Source organism: Pseudomonas danubii (genome assembly GCF_042980055.1).
In the GTDB taxonomy this organism is placed as follows: domain Bacteria; phylum Pseudomonadota; class Gammaproteobacteria; order Pseudomonadales; family Pseudomonadaceae; genus Aquipseudomonas; species Aquipseudomonas danubii.
Map to the genome: position 1 here is coordinate 3,474,145 of NZ_CP116502.1, position 17,735 is coordinate 3,491,879.

Sequence of the window (17,735 nt, forward strand, 5' to 3'; positions counted from 1 at the left end):
TGTATGCCAGCAAAAGTAGTGGTAGTGGGAAGCCTCAATATGGATCTGGTGACCCGGGCCGAGCGCTTGCCGCGAGGAGGCGAGACGCTGATTGGCAAATCCTTTGCCACGGTGTCCGGAGGCAAGGGAGCCAATCAGGCAGTGGCGGCCGCCAGGCTGGGGGCGCAGGTGTCGATGGTCGGCTGTGTTGGCGATGATGCCTATGGCGAGCAATTGCGCAGTGCCTTGCTCGCCGAGCAGATCGATTGCCAGGCGGTGAGCGTGGTAGAGGGTTCCAGCGGCGTAGCCCTGATCGTGGTGGATGACAGTAGCCAGAATGCAATTGTCATCGTCGCCGGTGGCAACGGCCTGCTCAGCCCCGAGAAGGTTGCGGGGTTTGATCGGGTGTTGCAGGAGGCCGACGTGATCATCTGTCAGTTGGAAGTGCCCCTGGCAACGGTGGGGTACACCCTCAAGCGCGGGCGTGAGCTGGGCAAGACGGTGATTCTCAATCCGGCGCCGGCCAGCGGCCCGCTGCCGGAGCAGTGGTACGGCTCGATCGACTACCTGATTCCCAATGAAAGCGAGGCGTCCGCCCTCAGTGGTGTGGCAGTGGACTCGCTGGAGAGCGCCGAAGCTGCGGCCGGTCGCTTGATCGCCGCCGGTGCCGGCAAGGTCATCATCACTCTGGGGGCGCAAGGTTCGCTGTTTGCCAATGGCCGCAGTTTCGAGCATTTTCCGGCGCCCAAGGTCAAGGCCATCGACACCACGGCCGCGGGGGATACCTTCGTCGGTGGTTTTGCCGCCGCCCTGGCTGCCGGCAAGAGCGAGGCCGAGGCGATCCGCTTTGGTCAGGTCGCTGCGGCGCTTTCGGTGACGCGCGCCGGTGCACAACCTTCCATTCCCACACTGTCCGACGTACAGGCCTTTGTCCCTTCATGAAAAAGACACCTTTGCTCAATATTGCCCTGTCACGCTTGATTGCCTCTTTGGGCCACGGCGACATCGTGGTGATCGGTGATGCCGGTCTGCCGGTGCCTCCTGGCGTCGAATTGATCGATCTGGCCCTGACCCACGGCGTGCCCGATTTTCTCGGCACCCTCAAGGTGTTGCTCAGCGAGATGCAGGTGGAGAGTCACGTGCTGGCCGAGGAAATTCTGCTCAAGCGGCCGCAGCCTTTGCTGGGGCTGGATGTGCTGAACCTCAGTGGCGAGCTGGGGGAGCGCAGGCTGATGAGTCACGAACATTTCAAGGTGCTCAGTCACCAGGCTCGTGCAGTGATTCGCACGGGAGAGTGCCAGCCGTATTGCAACATCGCCCTGGTTGCCGGGGTGACCTTCTAGGCCGCTGTCCGGCTTTTCCTTACCTTGCACAAGGAGTGCGCCATGCACCGCTATGCTCTGCTGTTTCAACACTGGTTCCGGAGTCTGCTGCTCTTGTCTCTACTCACTGCTACCGGCGCTCAGGCGGCGGAAAAAATCGATCTGATCATCGACACCGACCCGGGGGCCGACGATGTGGTGGCTCTGTTGTTCGCCCTGGCATCGCCCGAGGAGCTGCATATTCGTGCCTTGACCACGGTGGCGGGCAACGTACGTCTGGACAAGACCTCGCGCAATGCTCGCCTGGCCCGTGAGTGGGCTGGTCGCGATGAAGTGCCGGTCTACGCCGGGGCGCCAAAACCGCTGCTGCGCACGCCGATCTATGCCGAGAATATCCACGGCAAGGAAGGCATTTCCGGGGTGACTGTGCATGAGCCCAAGGCGCCGCTGGCCAAGGGCAATGCGGTCAACTATCTGATCGATACATTGCGGGCGGCCAAGCCCCACAGCATCACCATCGCCATGTTGGGGCCGCAGACCAACCTGGCACTGGCATTGATCCAGGCGCCGGATATTACCCAGGGCATCAAGGAAGTGGTGGTCATGGGTGGCGCACACTTCAATGGCGGCAATATCACCCCGGTGGCCGAGTTCAACCTGTTCGCCGATCCTCAAGCGGCCGAAGTGGTGCTCAAGAGTGGCGTCAAGCTGACCTACCTGCCACTGGACGTCACCCATAAGGTGCTGACCAGCGAGGCGCGACTGCAGAAGATCGCCGCCTTGAACAACAATGCCAGCAAGGTGGTAGGGGATATCCTCAATGAGTACGTCAAAGGCGACATGGAGCACTACGGTATTCCTGGCGGCCCGGTGCATGATGCGACGGTGATCGCCTATCTGCTCAAGCCTGAGCTGTTCAGCGGGCGTCAGGCCAACATGGTTGTCGACAGTCGTGAAGGGCCGACGTTCGGCCAGACCATCGTCGACTGGTACGACGGTCTGAAGCAGGAAAAGAACGTGTTCTGGGTTGAGAACGGTGATGCTCAGGGCTTCTTCGACTTGCTCACCGAGCGTCTGGCTCGGCTCAAGTAAGCAGCGCCCCCGCAGGCTCCTGCCTGCGGGGTTCTATTCCCGTTCCGGGTCCTGTGCGCCTGGGTGATCAGCAGGGTACTTCTCGAAAACCTGCTCAATGAACGCCCAGGCGGATTGGGTTCCCAGCTCCTTGACCAGCAGGTCTATGCCAATGATCGCCAACTCTTCCGGGCTCCCTGGGCTGTAGGAGCACTGGCCCTGGGGCCATTTGGCTTTGATGTCGGCGTCGATACTCACGGTGGCCATGAAAGTCTCACGAATTCGGATAAGGCGGGCGCCAGGGCCGGGCCTGGGCGGGTGTTTGCTGCGTCGCAGAGTTAACCATGTTGCCGAGCGTTTGGCACTCCGACTTAGGCATCAAGCGGGGGCTATGCGACACTGGCGCTTTTCCTGCGCTCAAGGAAGCTTCTGTGCAAATCGATTTGAATCAGCCTGATGCCCTGACCCTGGAGGCGGTGCGCCAGCTTCTGGCTTCGGCCAGTGACAACGTGCATACCCAGTTGCGTGTCACCAGGACTGGGATTGCCTACATCTCTTCGGGAGTGGTGGGAGGTGTCGACATCGAAGGTTTGTTGTTTCGCCTGGAAACCTGGGCAGCCGGATCCGGCTATGTCGGCAACGTGGCGGCCAGTGATGAGGTTTGGGTAATGCAGATCTTCAATGCACTCAAGCAGAACTGGCCGAAACCGGCGTTCGACTACATCGATATCTATTGAGTGCTGTTCATATTCAGTGACGATTGTCCTGTGAAAGTGTCGCGATGCCTGAGGCAGACTTACTCGCTGTCCGTGACATAGGGCAAAAGGCCATTTTGTTTTGAAACCAAAAGCCAAATCGGCTGTCGCACGATCTCTGCTTAATTTTGAAAAGGAGGCTTCATGCCTTGGAAGCTCGCTTCATTCGGAACCTTGTTGGCCGCTGTTGTCCTCAGTGGATGCAGCACCACCGGGTCGACAAAGGAACCTGTGGCCTCTGAATCCGGGCACACGCGTTGTGAAGCAACAGCTGCCGAATTTGCCATCGGCAAGAAGGCTTCTCCCGAACTGCTGGAGCAGGCCCGTACTCGCGCAGGAGCGCAATATGCGCGTTTCCTCAAGCCTAATGACATGATTACTCTGGAGTACCGCTCCGACCGCCTGAACCTCAATACCGATGCCGGCCTGGTGGTTACTCGGGTCAACTGTGGTTGAGGCTTAGGTTTTTGGCCCGCGCATAAAAAACCCCGTCACATGGACGGGGTTTTTTTAGCTCGCTGAAAACTTACTCAGGGCGAACTTGTGCAGCTTGCATACCCTTTTGGCCTTTCTCAGCCACGAAGGAAACGGTTTGGCCTTCTTTCAGGCTTTTGAAACCGTCGCTTTCAATAGCTTTGAAGTGTACGAACAGGTCGTCACCGCCACCTTGAGGAGTGATGAAGCCGAAGCCTTTTTCATCGTTGAACCATTTTACGGTGCCGGTTTGGCGATTAGACATGGTGTATCTCCAAGAAACATATATTTTCAGTAGTGCTGTGCTGCTCAGGCCAACTGGGCACACCGAGCTATCATAGTCGAAATGTTCGGCTTGGGAGCCCCCTGTAGGTGCTCTTTGCCCGATGTGTCCGTGTATTTTGCCGTTCGATTTGCCTGTAGGCCCCGGTTTAAGGGGCTTTCGCGGAAAACAAACGGTGATAAAAAAACCCGTAAAAGCTGCGTAAATTGTGAAAAAAACCGCGTTTCAGGCCTGCTGACAGGCCTTGGTACAGCCTGTTTCGAGCGGTGGTTGGTTATTTGACCACTCGGCAAGCAGCGATGGCGTCCAGGGCTCGGGTTCTCAGTTCTGCACTAGGTTGCTTGGATTTACTCATCAGCTCCTTGATTTCATCGGTGGTGAATTTTTCATTCAGCTTCTCTGCACCGCAGGCGCAATGTTTCTCGGCGCTTTTGGCGTCGATGCTTTGGCTGGCTGCTGCAGTGCAATCCTTCATATAGTCGGCACGAGCTCCGGCAGGCCATGCAGCTTGTGCGCTCAAGGGCAGGAGCAGGGCGAGTGGGGCGGCAAGGGTAAGCAATTGGGTAAGGCGCATGAGTCGAGTTCTCCTGAGGTCGATAGCAAGGACGACGATTCTCTTGGTATTTGAGGTTCGGCGTACATCGCAAGTTCACTTTCTTCAATAAAAGACCGGAAAGTATCTTTTGGGAAACTTGCTGCGCGGTGCTTGCGATTTATCTGTGCTAGCATGCCCGGCTTGGGTGTTTTCAAGCTTTGGGTGTTGCACTTCTCCCTCGCGGTCTATGCCTCATTAATTTTGATTTGAACCCCAGTCACTCTGGTTCGGTTTCCCGGTTGGCCGCAAGGCTCTTGCCACTGTGAGGCAGGCGTTTGTTACAGAACGGCCGGACTGAATCGCGTACTGGCTCATCCCAACCCACGTGACCTTTGGTAGGGGTCACCACTAGGAGAGGAGGCGCCATGCCCACCATTACTCTTCCCGACGGCAGTCAACGTTCATTCGATCATGCGGTATCCGTAGCCGAGGTCGCTGCATCTATTGGCGCAGGTTTGGCTAAGGCCACCCTGGCCGGCAAGGTCAATGGCAAGCTGGTCGACGCCTGCGATGTGATCGACAGCGACGCAACCCTGCAAATCATCACGCCAAAGGACGAAGAGGGGCTTGAGATCATTCGCCACTCTTGCGCTCACTTGGTAGGGCATGCGGTCAAGCAGTTGTATCCGACCGCTAAGATGGTCATCGGCCCGGTCATTGATGAAGGCTTCTATTACGACATCGCCTATGAGCGTCCCTTCACGCCCGAAGACATGGCGGCTATCGAGCAGCGCATGCAGCAGCTGATCGAGAAAGACTACGACGTGATCAAGAAGGTCACCCCGCGAGCCGAAGTGATTGAAGTGTTCAAGTCTCGTGGCGAGGACTACAAGTTGCGCCTGGTGGAGGACATGCCGAATGAACAGGCAATGGGCCTCTACTATCACGAAGAATATGTCGACATGTGCCGCGGTCCGCACGTGCCGAACACGCGCTTCCTGAAGTCGTTCAAATTGACCAAGTTGTCTGGTGCCTACTGGCGCGGCGACGCCAAGAATGAGCAGTTGCAGCGGGTTTACGGTACTGCGTGGGCGGATAAGAAGCAGCTCGCTGCCTATATCCAGCGTATCGAAGAGGCCGAAAAGCGCGACCATCGTAAGATCGGCAAGCGTTTGGGCCTATTCCATACCCAGGAAGAAGCGCCGGGCATGGTGTTCTGGCACCCCAATGGTTGGACCTTGTACCAGGTGCTCGAGCAGTACATGCGCAAGGTGCAGCGTGAAAACGGCTATCTGGAGATCAAGACTCCGCAAGTGGTCGATCGCAGCCTTTGGGAAAAGTCCGGGCACTGGGCCAACTATTCCGAGAACATGTTCACCACCGAATCGGAAAGCCGCGACTACGCGATCAAACCCATGAACTGCCCGTGCCACGTGCAGGTGTTCAATCAGGGTTTGAAGAGCTACCGCGAACTGCCGATGCGCCTGGCCGAATTCGGTGCTTGCCACCGTAACGAGCCTTCGGGAGCGTTGCACGGCATCATGCGTGTGCGCGGTTTTACCCAGGACGATGCTCACATCTTCTGTACTGAAGATCAGATGCAGGCCGAGTCCGCTGCGTTCATCAAGCTGACTATGGATGTCTATGCCGACTTCGGCTTCAAGGACATCGAGATGAAACTTTCCACTCGTCCTGAAAAGCGCGTGGGTTCCGATGAGTTGTGGGATCGTGCGGAAAATGCGCTAGCTGCGGCTTTGGATAGTGCCGGGTTGCCGTATGATCTGCAGCCGGGCGAGGGCGCGTTCTATGGTCCGAAGATCGAGTTCTCGTTGAAAGACTGCCTGGGGCGTGTATGGCAGTGTGGTACCTTGCAGCTGGATTTCAACCTGCCGATCCGTCTGGGTGCTGAATACGTATCCGAAGACAACAGCCGTAAGCATCCGGTGATGCTGCACCGGGCGATTCTCGGCTCCTTCGAGCGTTTTGTCGGGATTCTGATCGAGCATTACGAGGGCGCGTTCCCTGCGTGGCTGGCTCCGACTCAGGCCGTGGTGATGAATATCACTGATAAACAGGCAGATTTTGCCCTTGAAGTAGAAAAAACACTCAATCAAAGCGGATTTCGTGCCAAGTCCGACTTGAGAAATGAAAAGATCGGCTTTAAAATCCGCGAGCATACTTTGCTCAAGGTTCCCTATCTCTTGGTTATTGGAGATCGGGAGGTCGAGATGCAGACTGTCGCTGTGCGTACCCGTGAAGGTGAAGACCTGGGCTCGATGCCTGTGGACCAATTCTCGGCGTTCCTCGCACAAGCGGTTTCCCGGCGTGGTCGCCAAGATTCGGAGTAATTATTATTAAGCGTGATATGAGACAAGATAAACGAGCTGCACCGAAAGCCCCGATCAACGAGAATATCTCGGCACGCGAGGTTCGGTTAATTGGCGCTGACGGCGAGCAGATTGGCATCGTCTCGATTGATGAAGCGCTTCGTATAGCTGAAGAAGCCAAGCTGGATTTGGTGGAGATTTCCGCCGACGCAGTCCCACCTGTTTGCCGGGTGATGGATTACGGCAAATCGATCTTCGAAAAGAAGAAACAGATTGCTGCTGCGAAGAAGAACCAGAAGCAGATTCAGGTTAAAGAAATCAAGTTTCGTCCAGGGACGGAGGAAGGGGATTACCAGGTAAAACTGCGCAACCTGGTACGTTTCCTGAGTGACGGGGACAGGGCCAAGGTATCCTTGCGATTCCGCGGCCGTGAGATGGCCCACCAGGAGCTGGGGATGGAACTCCTCAAGCGGGTTGAAGCTGACCTGCAAGAGTATGGTTCGGTCGAACAGCATCCTAAGATGGAAGGACGCCAGCTGATCATGGTCATCGCCCCGAAAAAGAAGAAGTAATCAACAGGGCACGGCAGGCCTTCTGATTATGTTTATCAACTGAATGCGGAGTATCCGAACATGCCAAAGATGAAAACCAAAAGTGGTGCTGCTAAGCGGTTTCTGAAAACTGCTAACGGTATCAAGCACAAGCACGCTTTCAAGAGCCACATCCTGACCAAAATGTCGACCAAGCGTAAGCGTCAACTGCGCGGTAGCAGCTTGCTGCATCCGTCTGACGTGGCAAAAGTCGAGCGCATGCTGCGCCTTCGTTAATTTTTGGATCAAGAATAGAGGAAGTAACTCATGGCTCGTGTAAAGCGTGGCGTCATTGCCCGTAAACGTCACAAAAAAATTCTGAAACTTGCTAAAGGCTACTACGGCGCACGCTCGCGCGTATTCCGTGTTGCCAAGCAAGCGGTAATCAAGGCAGGCCAATACGCCTACCGCGACCGTCGTCAGAAAAAACGTCAGTTCCGCGCTCTGTGGATCGCTCGTATCAACGCTGGTGCTCGTACTAACGGTCTGTCTTACAGCCGTCTGATCGCTGGCCTGAAAAAGGCGTCCATCGAGATCGACCGTAAGGTTCTGGCTGATCTGGCAGTGAACGAAAAAGCGGCGTTTGCTGCGATTGTCGAGAAAGCTAAAGCCACCTTGGCTTAAGTACCCCCGACAGTCATCCGGGCTCACCTTTCGTGGGCTCTGGTGTTAAACGTCATAAATAGGGGAAGAGCCTTCAAGCTCTTCCCCTATTTTGTATCTGGAGTCTGTACATGGAAAACCTGGATGCGCTGGTTTCTCAAGCACTTGAGGCCGTGCAACACGCTGAAGACATCAATGCCCTGGAACAGATCCGGGTTCACTTCCTTGGCAAGAAGGGCGAGCTGACTCAGGTGATGAAGACCCTGGGCAACCTGCCTGCCGAAGAGCGCCCGCAAGTCGGAGCGCTGATCAACGTTGCCAAGGAGCGTGTAACAGAGGTTCTCAATGCGCGCAAAATTGCTTTCGAGGAGGCGGAACTCAGCGCCAAACTCGCTGCCGAGTGCATTGACGTAACTCTGCCGGGCCGTGGCCAGACCTCTGGCGGTCTGCACCCGATTACGCGGACCCTGGAGCGTATCGAGCAATTCTTTACCCACATTGGCTACGGCATCGCCGAAGGCCCTGAGGTCGAAGACGACTATCACAACTTCGAGGCGCTCAACATCCCAGGCCATCACCCGGCCCGGTCGATGCATGACACCTTCTATTTCAATGCGAACATGCTGTTGCGCACCCATACCTCGCCGGTACAGGTCCGCACCATGGAATCGCAGCAGCCGCCGATTCGCATCGTCTGCCCAGGCCGTGTGTATCGTAGCGACTCCGATATCACTCACTCGCCAATGTTCCATCAGGTCGAAGGCCTGCTGGTGGATCGCGACATCAATTTCGCGGACCTGAAGGGCACCATCGAAGAATTCCTGCGGGTGTTCTTTGAAAAAGAGCTGGCCGTGCGTTTCCGTCCTTCGTACTTCCCATTCACTGAGCCATCCGCCGAAGTCGATATGGAATGCGTGATGTGCAGCGGTAAAGGTTGCCGCGTCTGCAAACAGACCGGTTGGCTGGAAGTCATGGGCTGCGGCATGGTTCACCCAAATGTGCTGCGTATGTCCGGGATCGATCCGGAAGAGTTTCAGGGCTTTGCCTTCGGCATGGGCGCCGAGCGTTTGGCCATGCTGCGTTACGGTGTCAATGACTTGCGCCTGTTCTTCGACAACGACTTGCGGTTCCTTGCGCAATTTCGCTAGTCGCGCGTCCGTAACGAATCTATTAGGAGAGCAGGATGAAATTCAGTGAACAATGGCTGCGTGGCTGGGTTAGCCCGCAGGTGAGTCGTGACGAGCTGGTTGCTCGTCTGTCGATGGCCGGTCTTGAGGTTGACAGCGTAACGCCAGCCGCCGGTGATTTTAGTGGTGTAGTAGTGGGCGAGGTGCTGAGCACCGAGCAGCACCCGGATGCCGACAAGCTGCGCGTATGTCAGGTCAGTAACGGCGCGGAGACCTTCCAGGTGGTTTGCGGTGCACCTAACGTGCGTCCAGGCTTGAAGATCCCATTCGCGATGATTGGCGCCGAGCTGCCGGGCGACTTCAAGATCAAGAAAGCCAAGCTGCGTGGCGTTGAGTCCAACGGCATGCTGTGTTCCCAAGCCGAACTGCAGATTGGTGAAGGCAGTGATGGTCTGATGGAGCTGCCGGCCGATGCTCCGGTGGGGGAGGACGTTCGCGTCTATCTGAACCTGGACGATGCCAGTATTGAGGTCGATCTGACTCCAAACCGTGGTGACTGCCTGTCGCTTGCCGGTCTGGCCCGCGAGGTCGGTGCGCTCTATGCCGCTAAAGTGCAGCGCCCTGAAGTAAAAGTGGTTGCCGCAGTGCACGACGAAGTACGCCCTGTGGAAGTGCTTGCTCCGACGGCCTGCCCGCGCTATCTGGGTCGGGTTATTCGCAATGTCGATTTGTCCAAGCCGACCCCTCTGTGGATGGTTGAACGCTTGCGTCGTGCCGACGTGCGCAGTATCGATGCGGCGGTGGACATCACCAACTATGTGATGCTCGAACTGGGCCAGCCGCTGCATGCTTTCGATCTCGCCGAAATCAACGGCGGTATTCGAGTGCGCATGGCCGAAGAGGGCGAGAAACTGGTACTGCTCGACGGCCAGGAAGTTACCCTGCGTAGCGATACCCTGGTGATTGCTGACCACACCCGTGCTCTGGCAATCGCTGGCGTTATGGGCGGTGAGCACAGTGGCGTTACCGCAAACACCCGCGATGTGTTTTTGGAAAGCGCTTTCTTCGACCAGATTTCGGTTGCTGGCAAAGCCCGTTCCTATGGCCTGCATACCGATGCTTCTCATCGCTATGAGCGTGGTGTGGACTGGCAGCTGGCTCGCGAGGCCATGGAGCGTGCAACTGGCTTGTTGCTGGAGATCACTGGCGGCGAAGCTGGTCCGATCATCGAAGCTGTCAGCGAGCAGCACTTGCCATCTGTTGCACCTGTGACGCTGCGCGCTGAGCGCATCACCCAGATGCTGGGCATGCAAATCGACGGTCCCGAGGTCGAGCGTCTGCTCACGGCGTTGGGCCTGACAGTCACTGCTGATGGTGCAGACCAGTGGCGCGTTGAAGTGCCAAGCCACCGTTTCGATATCAGCCTTGAAGTCGACTTGATCGAAGAGTTGGCGCGTCTCTACGGCTACAACCGTTTGCCGGTTCGTTATCCGCAGGCTCGTCTGGCTCCTCAGGCTAAGGCGGAAGCGCAAGGTGATCTGCCTGCCCTGCGGCGTCTGTTGGTAGCTCGTGGTTATCAGGAAGCAATCACTTACAGCTTCATCGATCCGAAATTGTTTGAGCAGTTCAATCCAGGTGTTGAACCGCTGCTATTGGCCAACCCGATTTCGGCTGACATGGCGGCCATGCGCTCTTCTTTGTGGCCTGGCCTGGTCAAGGCACTTCAGCACAACCTGAACCGTCAGCAAGATCGCGTCCGCATGTTTGAAAGCGGCTTGCGCTTTATCGGTCAACTGGAAGGCTTGAAGCAGCAGCCAATGTTGGCCGGCGTCGTTTGCGGCAGTCGCTTGCCTGAAGGTTGGGCGCAAGGTCGCGACGGTGTCGACTTCTTTGACGTCAAGGCAGATGTCGAGGCAGTGCTGGGCCTTGCTGGCGCACTGGATGAATTCACTTTTGCTCCGGGCAAGCATCCTGCGCTGCATCCTGGCCAGACTGCGCGTATCGAGCGTGATGGTCGTGAGGTCGGTTATCTGGGGGCTATTCACCCGGAACTGGCAAAAAACCTCGGCCTGGATCGTCCGGTTTACGTGTTTGAGCTGGTTCTGGGCGAGGTGGCTCAAGGTCGTCTTCCTAAGTTCCACGAGCTTTCGCGTTTCCCAGAAGTACGCCGTGACCTGGCATTGCTGGCGGATCGTGACGTGGCGGCGAGCGCAGTACTGGACGTAATTCGTGAAAATGCAGGCGAATGGCTGACAGACCTCAGGCTCTTTGACGTCTATCAGGGTAAAGGCATTGATCCGCATAGAAAAAGCCTTGCCGTCGGCTTGACCTGGCAGCATCCATCGCGCACTCTTAATGACGATGAGGTGAACTCCACGACACAAAACATCCTCACCTCGCTCGAACAAAGGTTGAACGCCACGTTAAGGAAGTGACGTATGGGGGCTCTGACGAAAGCTGAAATGGCCGAACGTCTCTACGAAGAGCTAGGCCTGAATAAACGCGAGGCCAAGGAATTGGTCGAGCTTTTCTTTGAAGAAATCAGGCACGCTCTCGAAGATAACGAACAGGTCAAATTGTCCGGTTTCGGTAACTTCGACCTTCGGGATAAACGCCAGCGTCCTGGCCGCAACCCGAAAACGGGTGAAGAAATCCCGATCACGGCTCGCCGTGTGGTCACCTTTCGTCCAGGGCAGAAGTTGAAGGCCCGAGTTGAGGCTTATGCTGGAACCAAGTCATAACGACGAGCTCCCGGTCATCCCGGGTAAGCGCTACTTCACCATCGGTGAAGTCAGCGAGCTCTGTGCGGTAAAACCGCATGTGCTGCGTTATTGGGAGCAAGAGTTTCCTCAACTCAACCCCGTCAAACGCCGCGGAAATCGCCGGTATTATCAGCGCCAGGACGTGTTGATGATCCGGCAGATCCGCGCGTTGCTTTATGATCAGGGGTTTACCATCGGTGGAGCGCGCTTGCGCCTTTCCGGTGATGAGGCCAAAGACGACACCACCCAGTACAAGCAACTGATCCGTCAGATGATCTCTGAGCTGGAAGATGTGCTTGTGGTGCTCAAGAAGTAATTCATCGTATTAAATACTTCCACTTTTCAAAAGCTTGCGGTATATTCCTCAACGTTTCCTGAGAAGTGAAACAGGTTTCACGCCTAGTCGGGGCGTAGCGCAGTCCGGTAGCGCACTAGCATGGGGTGCTAGGGGTCGAGTGTTCGAATCACTCCGTCCCGACCATATTTTTCAATGACTTAGCCCAATCTTCACAGGTTGGGCTTTTTCATGTCTGGAAAATACTCCTACATTTCCTCCCACATAGTTTCTCTTCGAGTTGCTGGTATACAGCTCTCTAATTAGGCGGGGCGGCTTGCTGTATTTCCTGCTCTTACTTCTGGTGGCTGCTCCAGCAACCGAGAAAGTTGAGGGCCGACTCACTGGGAAAAACGGCCTCAAGGATTGGAAGATCGTTGTTTATCGTGATAGCCCTTTGCTCGAGGATTGAATCGTCCCGAGTTTTGTAGACGCTTCTATGCCTTAGCCCGAGTGCGATGGCTTTCAGATTTGTCAGGGCTTCGGATAACTTCCTGGTAACAAGATGTTGTGATCAATTTGCTGTACATCGGTGTATCCGCAAAGTGCCAGGGTCAGGTCCATTTCTTTTGCAATGATCTCCAATGCCTTGGTCACTCCTGCTTCGCCCATTGCTCCCAGTCCATAAAGATGGGCACGTCCGAGCATGACGCCTTGAGCCCCCAGAGCCAGTGACTTGATCACGTCCTGGCCACTACGAATGCCACTGTCGAACCAGACGTTAATCTGCCCGCCGACTGCTTGAGCGATGGCCGGCAGCATGTTGATGCTGGAAGGAGCTCCATCGAGTTGACGCCCGCCGTGGTTGCTAACTATCAGTGCATCTGCGCCACTGGCAACGGCCAGGTGTGCGTCCTCAACATCGAGAATGCCTTTCAGAATCAGTGTTCCGCCCCAGCGATCCTTGATCCACTTGATGTCGTCCCAGCACAGCGTTGGGTCGAACTGCTCGTAGGTCCAATCGGCCAACTGACGCAAGTCATCCACGCCGTCAACGTGTCCCATGATGTTGCCGAAGTAGTGACGGCGAGTGCTCAGCATGCCTTTGATCCAGCGTGGTTTAGTCAGGATGTTCAAGAGGCTGGCGGGAGTGAGGCGTGGCGGGGTACTCAGTCCGTTTTTCAGGTCTTTATGTCGTTGACCGCTCAATTGCAGGTCCAGAGTTAACACCAGGGCATCGCAGCCTGCGGCTTTAGCCCGGTCAATCAGGCGGCCCACAAACTCACGATCGCGCATCACATAGAGTTGAAACCAGAAAGGTGCCTCGATTGCGTCGGCGACGTCTTCCAGTGAGCAAATGCTGACCGTTGAGAGTGTGTAGCGAATACCGGCCGCAGTCGCAGCACGCGCCGCAAGGATTTCACCATCCGCATGGATCATCCCAGCCAATCCGGTAGGTGCTATGGCCAGCGGCATAGCCATATCAATGCCCAGTCGATTAGCTTTAAGCGATCGATTTTCGAGATTTCTTGCAACGCGCTGGCGCAGTTTGATCTTTGCAAAATCGTCCTGGTTAGCGTGGTAGGTACTTTCGGTCCAAGAGCCTCCATCGACGTAGTCATAGAACATGCGTGGTACGCGCTGCTGCGCCATTTTGCGCAGGTCTTCTATGCAAGTAACGATAGGCAATTGGACTGCTCCCGAGTGATGTTCAGAGTCAGCCTAACCGCCTGATGCATCATCAGCAGGGAAAAAATTTCGCATCTCGCGAGCCGGTTTTTCCTTAGTGCGGATCACTCAAGTAACGCTGCCCGTGCTCCACGGCCTCATGGCATATCTGTGTCAACCAGTGACTGAAGGCTTGTGCGGCCTCTGATCGCTGATGCATGTGCAGTTGGTAGTGGTAGGAAGGAACACTACGAACATTGCCGACCGCGACCAGTCGCCCACTTTCCAGCCAATCACGAGCCAGCGAGGGGCGCGCGAGGACGACCCCCTGAGCGTTGGCCGCAGCCTCTAGCATCATCCCCAGATCCAGTAAGGACGGTCCCTGGTCTGGCTCGCTCAAGGCCAGGTGCGCTTGTTGAAACCAGGGTTGCCAGGGCTCTAGCGGTGAGCGCATCAGCGGCAGGCAGGCGAGCTCCTGCGGTAGCCGTATGTCTGGGTAACGGCTCAGCAGCTCTGGCGCAGCCAAGGGCTGCAAAAGCTCGTCGAGTAGCCTGTGTTGAGGCTCCACGGTGGCGCTTTCTCCAGATACCTGGATGTCTCGCAGCGGTGCTTCTGTACCAGACATGGGAGCGCTTAGTTGAATTTCCAGATCGATGTCCGGGTAATGTTGGCATGTTCTGCAAGGCGGGGGATGAGGATCTGACGGGCAAACGTGGGTGGACAACTGAGTGTCAGGCGCTGCCTGCGTTGTGCCGGGCGTTGATGCACCGGTATGGCGATCAGTTGAGTCAGTACGGGGGTGAGTTGCTCCAGATACATTTGCCCCTGCGCCGTCAGCGCGAGGGTTCCGCCTTGACGATCAAACAACACCAAGCCAAGCAGTTGCTCAAGACCCGCTATACGTTTTCGTAGTGCGCTTGCGGTCAGCGACAGTGCTTGGGCTGCACGCTCAAAACTCTTCAACTGCGCGGCAGTCTGAAAGGCCAGCAGTGCATCGAGAGAAGGGAGTCGATAGTCGTTGCAGCTCTTCATTCTTCACGGCCTCCTAACGACCAGAGCTCGAACGATGGTTCGATTTTCTAGCCTTGTTTAAGGTCTATTCGGGTTTCGATCTTACGGTCCCTGAGTGATTTGAGTCGTTCTACCCGCACGGCGGCGGAGGAAAAAGATTCCCGTAGATTGAGCTTTTTATTCCCGCTGCTGCGTTGTCGCGTTGGTTAGCATCCTCTTCGAGGTTTTTTAAACCAGAAAAAGGATGATCTGCCATGTTTAAAACTGCGATAGCCAGCCTGACCCTGGTCGCCCTAGGTACTTGCGCCCAAGCCGAGGCACTGACGGTCGTCTCCGTGGGTGGAATAAACAAAAAATCTCAGCAGGAGGCGTTCTACACGCCTTTTGAGAAGCAGCAGTCTGTGGTCGTGCGAGCAGCGCAATACAACGGCGAAATCGGCATGATCAAAGCTCAGGTGGATACCCGAAGCGTTACCTGGGATGTGGTTGAAGTCGACCATGCCGAGTTGCAACGAGGATGTGAGGAGGGGCTGTTCGAGCGCTTGCCGGCGATTCCCGGAGTGCGCAAGGAGGACTTCGTCGAAGACGGGGTAAGCGAATGTGGGGTCGGTATTTTTATCTGGTCTACGGCTCTGGTCTATGACCCTAAAGCGGTGTCGAAAGCCCCAAAAGAATGGGCGGACCTCTGGGATCTGGAGAGCTTTCCTGGCAAGCGGGCTCTGCGCAAAGGCGCGAAGCTGACTCTGGAAATCGCCCTGATGGCCGACGGCGTACCACGTGATCAGGTTTATCAGGTGCTGCGACAACCCGGTGGCGTAGACCGGGCCTTTCGCAAACTGGACCAGATCAAAACACAGATACAGTGGTGGGAGTCAGGTGCTCAGCCGATGCAATGGCTGGCGGCTGGAGATGTCAGCATGACGTCTGTGTACATCACCCGGGCAATCAGTGCCCAAAAGGAGGGATACGACTTCCCGTTAGTGTGGAATGGCAGTCTCTATGACATGGATAGCTGGGCCATAGTCAAAGGCAGCCGGAACCAGGAAGCAGCGCTGAAATTCATAGCCTTCGCGAGCTTGCCGCAGCAGCAAAAGATATTCGCCGAAAAGATGTTCAACGGTCCCACTCATAAGCAGACCATGGAACTGATCGCTCCCGAAACGCGCAATAGTTTTCCGAGCTCTGAGCAGAACATGGTTCAGGCCCTGAAGGTTGATAGCGACTTCTGGATTGATCACGGAACAGAGCTTGAAGAGCGCTTTAACGCTTGGGCTGCGCGGTAAAGCAGACTGCCCGGCACTGAAGTGTCGGGCAGAGGATACGCACACAGAACAGTAAACGGTGCGGACAGCTCATGCCCGAGAGCTGAGTTCCAGAGGGGATTTCCATGCTCACAGCTTTTCCGATTCAAAACGCCATGGGCGAGCATGTGTTCAAGCCCAACATGTCGTTCACCAACGAGCCAAATCCATCGCTGTATAACGAGGGCTTCGGTATCAAGTTAGGCGATACGCTGCTCTGAGTCTGGAGGGCTCAAGCAGCTTGTCCACGTTGGCGCCTGAGCTGAGGATCAGCGACCGGGAAACCGTCTGATGGATATCGTTTGCGCAGTATCCTGCGTCAGGGCAATGTCCTTGCCTCATTGTGGGGCGCCTGATCTTGGCGCCCCACAAAAAAAATCAGCGCAAGACGCTGTATTCGCCCTGATCATCCCAGCGATACATCACGAAGTCAGGCGTCGCCAGGTCTCCCTTGGCGTCCCAGCGCTTATTGCCAGCAACGGTTTTTACACTGTTGTCCCTTAGCCACTGTCCCAGTACCGCGCCGTCATGGGATTGGGTGGCTTGCATGGTCTGAGCAATGGCTTCAAGCGCCGCGTAGGCATACAGCGTGTATCCCAGAGGTTCGAATCCCTCCTTGCGCAACGCGGCTACTGCCATCTGGCTTTCAATATTTTGTCGTGCGTCTTGGCCGAAGACCATCAAGACCCCCTTGATGAACTGCCCACCACCGGCCGCAACCGGAAAGTCATCGGAGGCGATGCCATCGCCAGCCACAAAGGGAGCGTCGACCCCCGACTCGCGTATCTGTCGGACCAGGGTGCCAGCCTCCACGGCGACACCACCATAAAAGACCGCGTCCACTTGCAAGCCCTTGATCTTGGTGGCCAGGGCATTGAAATCCTTCTCGCCGCGTGTGAGGCCTTCGAACAGGACAGGTTTGATCCCCATTTCTCCCAGGCGCTGTTGTACGGCCAGGGCTACTCCCATGCCGTAGGAGTCCTTGTCATGCACGATGGCGATGCGTTTGGCCTGGAGTTGTTCATGTAGATAATTGGCAGCAACCTCACCTTGCTGGCTGTCGCGTCCGACCATTCGGGTCACAGTGTCCAGGCCACGCTCAGTGATGGTGTTGGCAGTAGATGCAGGAGTCATCATCAGGATGTTGGCGTCCGAGTAGATCTCCGAGGCGGGGAGGGTGGAGGAGGAACAGACGTGGCCGATGACGGCCTGTACATGGTCGGTATCGATCATCCGGTTGGCTACCGCCACCGCTTGCTTGGGTTCGCAGGCATCGTCTCCTTTGACCAGGACAATCAATTTGCCGTTAATGCCGCCCGCGGCGTTTATCTGTTTGGCCGCTGCGTTGGTGCCGTTCCAGACCTGCGCGCCCAGCCTGGAGTAGCTGCCGGTGAAGGGGCCGGCTACACCTATGCGGATCTCCTGATCGGCATAAGCCGCCAGTGATGAACTGAGCATCAATACCAGAGCCGTTGCTCCTGCCATCGATTTCATCGTCATGCTCCTTGCTTGATGTATGAACTCAATACGCAGTCCAAGCCGACATTTATCGGCCGGATCAGGAGGACCAAGCTACGTAACTCGAAGGAATTAAAGAATGGCTCTTGTCTTACCTTCAGGTAACCAGAGGCTTACCTATCTAAGCCGTTTCTG

22 protein-coding genes and 1 tRNA gene are annotated in these 17,735 nt (G+C 56.2%); 16 read left to right on the plus strand and 7 right to left on the minus strand.

Annotation, left to right across the window (positions count from 1 at the left end; all coding sequences use genetic code 11):
• Positions 1 to 3: 3 nt before the first annotated feature.
• Genes rbsK through PFZ56_RS16200 form a run of 3 tightly spaced genes read left to right on the plus strand, consistent with a single transcriptional unit; the run spans position 4 to position 2,393 of the window.
• A complete protein-coding gene (gene rbsK / locus PFZ56_RS16190; protein WP_102882487.1) occupies positions 4 to 921 on the plus strand; it encodes a ribokinase in 918 nt (305 codons plus the stop codon).
• Positions 918 to 1,322, plus strand: a complete 405-nt coding sequence (gene rbsD, locus PFZ56_RS16195; protein ID WP_170002271.1) for a D-ribose pyranase — start codon at positions 918 to 920, stop codon at positions 1,320 to 1,322. The genes rbsK and rbsD overlap by 4 nt, the downstream gene beginning before the upstream one ends.
• 42 nt (positions 1,323 to 1,364) lie before the next feature.
• On the plus strand, positions 1,365 to 2,393 hold the full coding sequence (locus PFZ56_RS16200; RefSeq protein ID WP_102863619.1) for a nucleoside hydrolase: 1,029 nt from the start codon (positions 1,365 to 1,367) through the stop codon (positions 2,391 to 2,393).
• Positions 2,394 to 2,426: 33 nt separating this feature from the next.
• Here PFZ56_RS16200 and PFZ56_RS16205 read toward each other — a convergent pair whose 3' ends face one another.
• Positions 2,427 to 2,639, minus strand: coding sequence for a hypothetical protein (locus PFZ56_RS16205; protein WP_102882485.1), 213 nt, complete (start codon positions 2,637 to 2,639; stop codon positions 2,427 to 2,429).
• A gap of 164 nt (positions 2,640 to 2,803) precedes the next feature.
• On the opposite strand from PFZ56_RS16205, the gene PFZ56_RS16210 reads away from it, so the two are divergent.
• Together PFZ56_RS16210 and PFZ56_RS16215 are read left to right on the plus strand one after the other, a co-directional pair.
• Entirely contained in the window at positions 2,804 to 3,109 is a 306-nt protein-coding gene (locus PFZ56_RS16210; protein WP_102863615.1) for a hypothetical protein, read from the plus strand.
• 162 nt (positions 3,110 to 3,271) lie between these two features.
• Positions 3,272 to 3,583 (plus strand): I78 family peptidase inhibitor, encoded by a 312-nt coding sequence (locus tag PFZ56_RS16215; protein ID WP_110596815.1) that lies wholly within the window; start codon positions 3,272 to 3,274, stop codon positions 3,581 to 3,583.
• A gap of 70 nt (positions 3,584 to 3,653) precedes the next feature.
• Here PFZ56_RS16215 and PFZ56_RS16220 read toward each other — a convergent pair whose 3' ends face one another.
• A complete protein-coding gene (locus PFZ56_RS16220) occupies positions 3,654 to 3,866 on the minus strand; it encodes a cold-shock protein (protein ID WP_003179963.1) in 213 nt (70 codons plus the stop codon).
• A gap of 292 nt (positions 3,867 to 4,158) precedes the next feature.
• The gene (locus PFZ56_RS16225; protein WP_102882483.1) at positions 4,159 to 4,458 is read right to left on the minus strand and encodes a hypothetical protein; all 300 of its coding nucleotides are present in this window, start codon (positions 4,456 to 4,458) and stop codon (positions 4,159 to 4,161) included.
• Positions 4,459 to 4,844: 386 nt separating this feature from the next.
• Between PFZ56_RS16225 and thrS the strand changes: the two genes are divergently transcribed.
• From thrS to PFZ56_RS16270, 9 genes are all read left to right on the plus strand, one after another.
• Complete coding sequence (gene thrS, locus PFZ56_RS16230) at positions 4,845 to 6,767, plus strand: threonine--tRNA ligase (protein ID WP_102863610.1); 1,923 nt, start codon at positions 4,845 to 4,847, stop codon at positions 6,765 to 6,767.
• Positions 6,767 to 7,318, plus strand: coding sequence for a translation initiation factor IF-3 (infC, locus tag PFZ56_RS16235; RefSeq protein ID WP_169893379.1), 552 nt, complete (start codon positions 6,767 to 6,769; stop codon positions 7,316 to 7,318). Before thrS ends, infC begins: the two co-directional genes overlap by 1 nt.
• A 60-nt stretch (positions 7,319 to 7,378) precedes the next feature.
• The gene (rpmI, locus tag PFZ56_RS16240; protein WP_002553160.1) at positions 7,379 to 7,573 is read left to right on the plus strand and encodes a 50S ribosomal protein L35; all 195 of its coding nucleotides are present in this window, start codon (positions 7,379 to 7,381) and stop codon (positions 7,571 to 7,573) included.
• A 30-nt stretch (positions 7,574 to 7,603) separates the two neighbouring features.
• Positions 7,604 to 7,960, plus strand: coding sequence for a 50S ribosomal protein L20 (gene rplT, locus PFZ56_RS16245; protein ID WP_016963673.1), 357 nt, complete (start codon positions 7,604 to 7,606; stop codon positions 7,958 to 7,960).
• 110 nt (positions 7,961 to 8,070) lie between these two features.
• Positions 8,071 to 9,087 carry a phenylalanine--tRNA ligase subunit alpha gene (gene pheS / locus PFZ56_RS16250; protein WP_170002273.1) on the plus strand — a complete coding sequence of 339 codons (1,017 nt, stop codon included), beginning with the start codon at positions 8,071 to 8,073 and terminating at the stop codon, positions 9,085 to 9,087.
• 35 nt (positions 9,088 to 9,122) lie between these two features.
• Entirely contained in the window at positions 9,123 to 11,501 is a 2,379-nt protein-coding gene (pheT, locus tag PFZ56_RS16255; RefSeq protein WP_170002275.1) for a phenylalanine--tRNA ligase subunit beta, read from the plus strand.
• Positions 11,502 to 11,504: 3 nt separating this feature from the next.
• Positions 11,505 to 11,807: an integration host factor subunit alpha gene (ihfA, locus tag PFZ56_RS16260; RefSeq protein WP_002553164.1), complete on the plus strand. Its 303-nt coding sequence runs from the start codon at positions 11,505 to 11,507 to the stop codon at positions 11,805 to 11,807.
• A complete protein-coding gene (locus tag PFZ56_RS16265) occupies positions 11,788 to 12,144 on the plus strand; it encodes a MerR family transcriptional regulator (RefSeq protein ID WP_007920509.1) in 357 nt (118 codons plus the stop codon). The genes ihfA and PFZ56_RS16265 overlap by 20 nt, the downstream gene beginning before the upstream one ends.
• Positions 12,145 to 12,232: 88 nt before the next feature.
• Positions 12,233 to 12,309: transfer RNA gene (locus PFZ56_RS16270), tRNA-Pro, on the plus strand.
• Positions 12,310 to 12,636: 327 nt separating this feature from the next.
• Here the strand turns inward: PFZ56_RS16270 and PFZ56_RS16275 are convergent.
• The 3 genes from PFZ56_RS16275 to PFZ56_RS16285 all read right to left on the minus strand — a co-directional run bounded on the left by PFZ56_RS16275 (position 12,637) and on the right by PFZ56_RS16285 (position 14,802).
• Positions 12,637 to 13,791 carry an alpha-hydroxy acid oxidase gene (locus tag PFZ56_RS16275; protein WP_170002277.1) on the minus strand — a complete coding sequence of 385 codons (1,155 nt, stop codon included), beginning with the start codon at positions 13,789 to 13,791 and terminating at the stop codon, positions 12,637 to 12,639.
• A gap of 94 nt (positions 13,792 to 13,885) precedes the next feature.
• Entirely contained in the window at positions 13,886 to 14,395 is a 510-nt protein-coding gene (locus PFZ56_RS16280; protein ID WP_262379483.1) for a LysR substrate-binding domain-containing protein, read from the minus strand.
• A gap of 8 nt (positions 14,396 to 14,403) precedes the next feature.
• Positions 14,404 to 14,802 (minus strand): LysR family transcriptional regulator, encoded by a 399-nt coding sequence (locus tag PFZ56_RS16285; RefSeq protein WP_262379484.1) that lies wholly within the window; start codon positions 14,800 to 14,802, stop codon positions 14,404 to 14,406.
• Positions 14,803 to 15,035: 233 nt separating this feature from the next.
• Between PFZ56_RS16285 and PFZ56_RS16290 the strand changes: the two genes are divergently transcribed.
• Together PFZ56_RS16290 and PFZ56_RS16295 are read left to right on the plus strand one after the other, a co-directional pair.
• Positions 15,036 to 16,064, plus strand: a complete 1,029-nt coding sequence (locus PFZ56_RS16290) for an ABC transporter substrate-binding protein (protein WP_170002279.1) — start codon at positions 15,036 to 15,038, stop codon at positions 16,062 to 16,064.
• Between the two features lie 104 nt (positions 16,065 to 16,168).
• Entirely contained in the window at positions 16,169 to 16,303 is a 135-nt protein-coding gene (locus PFZ56_RS16295; RefSeq protein WP_258379457.1) for a hypothetical protein, read from the plus strand.
• A gap of 157 nt (positions 16,304 to 16,460) precedes the next feature.
• On the opposite strand, the gene PFZ56_RS16300 is transcribed toward PFZ56_RS16295, so the two are convergent.
• Positions 16,461 to 17,582, minus strand: coding sequence for a branched-chain amino acid ABC transporter substrate-binding protein (locus PFZ56_RS16300; protein ID WP_222933688.1), 1,122 nt, complete (start codon positions 17,580 to 17,582; stop codon positions 16,461 to 16,463).
• Between the last annotated feature and the right edge of the window lie 153 nt (positions 17,583 to 17,735).

What these genes read in the sequence shown, in the direction of transcription:
- rbsK (WP_102882487.1), top strand. Translation starts at nt 4, where the DNA reads ATGCCAGCAAAAGTAGTGGTAGTGGGAAGCCTCAATATGGATCTGGTG.
- rbsD (WP_170002271.1), top strand. Translation starts at nt 918, where the DNA reads ATGAAAAAGACACCTTTGCTCAATATTGCCCTGTCACGCTTGATTGCC.
- PFZ56_RS16200 (WP_102863619.1), top strand. Translation starts at nt 1,365, where the DNA reads ATGCACCGCTATGCTCTGCTGTTTCAACACTGGTTCCGGAGTCTGCTG.
- PFZ56_RS16205 (WP_102882485.1), bottom strand. Translation starts at nt 2,639, where the DNA reads ATGGCCACCGTGAGTATCGACGCCGACATCAAAGCCAAATGGCCCCAG.
- PFZ56_RS16215 (WP_110596815.1), top strand. Translation starts at nt 3,272, where the DNA reads ATGCCTTGGAAGCTCGCTTCATTCGGAACCTTGTTGGCCGCTGTTGTC.
- PFZ56_RS16220 (WP_003179963.1), bottom strand. Translation starts at nt 3,866, where the DNA reads ATGTCTAATCGCCAAACCGGCACCGTAAAATGGTTCAACGATGAAAAA.
- PFZ56_RS16225 (WP_102882483.1), bottom strand. Translation starts at nt 4,458, where the DNA reads ATGCGCCTTACCCAATTGCTTACCCTTGCCGCCCCACTCGCCCTGCTC.
- thrS (WP_102863610.1), top strand. Translation starts at nt 4,845, where the DNA reads ATGCCCACCATTACTCTTCCCGACGGCAGTCAACGTTCATTCGATCAT.
- rpmI (WP_002553160.1), top strand. Translation starts at nt 7,379, where the DNA reads ATGCCAAAGATGAAAACCAAAAGTGGTGCTGCTAAGCGGTTTCTGAAA.
- rplT (WP_016963673.1), top strand. Translation starts at nt 7,604, where the DNA reads ATGGCTCGTGTAAAGCGTGGCGTCATTGCCCGTAAACGTCACAAAAAA.
- pheS (WP_170002273.1), top strand. Translation starts at nt 8,071, where the DNA reads ATGGAAAACCTGGATGCGCTGGTTTCTCAAGCACTTGAGGCCGTGCAA.
- pheT (WP_170002275.1), top strand. Translation starts at nt 9,123, where the DNA reads ATGAAATTCAGTGAACAATGGCTGCGTGGCTGGGTTAGCCCGCAGGTG.
- ihfA (WP_002553164.1), top strand. Translation starts at nt 11,505, where the DNA reads ATGGGGGCTCTGACGAAAGCTGAAATGGCCGAACGTCTCTACGAAGAG.
- PFZ56_RS16265 (WP_007920509.1), top strand. Translation starts at nt 11,788, where the DNA reads ATGCTGGAACCAAGTCATAACGACGAGCTCCCGGTCATCCCGGGTAAG.
- PFZ56_RS16280 (WP_262379483.1), bottom strand. Translation starts at nt 14,395, where the DNA reads ATGTCTGGTACAGAAGCACCGCTGCGAGACATCCAGGTATCTGGAGAA.
- PFZ56_RS16285 (WP_262379484.1), bottom strand. Translation starts at nt 14,802, where the DNA reads ATGAAGAGCTGCAACGACTATCGACTCCCTTCTCTCGATGCACTGCTG.
- PFZ56_RS16290 (WP_170002279.1), top strand. Translation starts at nt 15,036, where the DNA reads ATGTTTAAAACTGCGATAGCCAGCCTGACCCTGGTCGCCCTAGGTACT.
- PFZ56_RS16295 (WP_258379457.1), top strand. Translation starts at nt 16,169, where the DNA reads ATGCTCACAGCTTTTCCGATTCAAAACGCCATGGGCGAGCATGTGTTC.
- PFZ56_RS16300 (WP_222933688.1), bottom strand. Translation starts at nt 17,582, where the DNA reads ATGACGATGAAATCGATGGCAGGAGCAACGGCTCTGGTATTGATGCTC.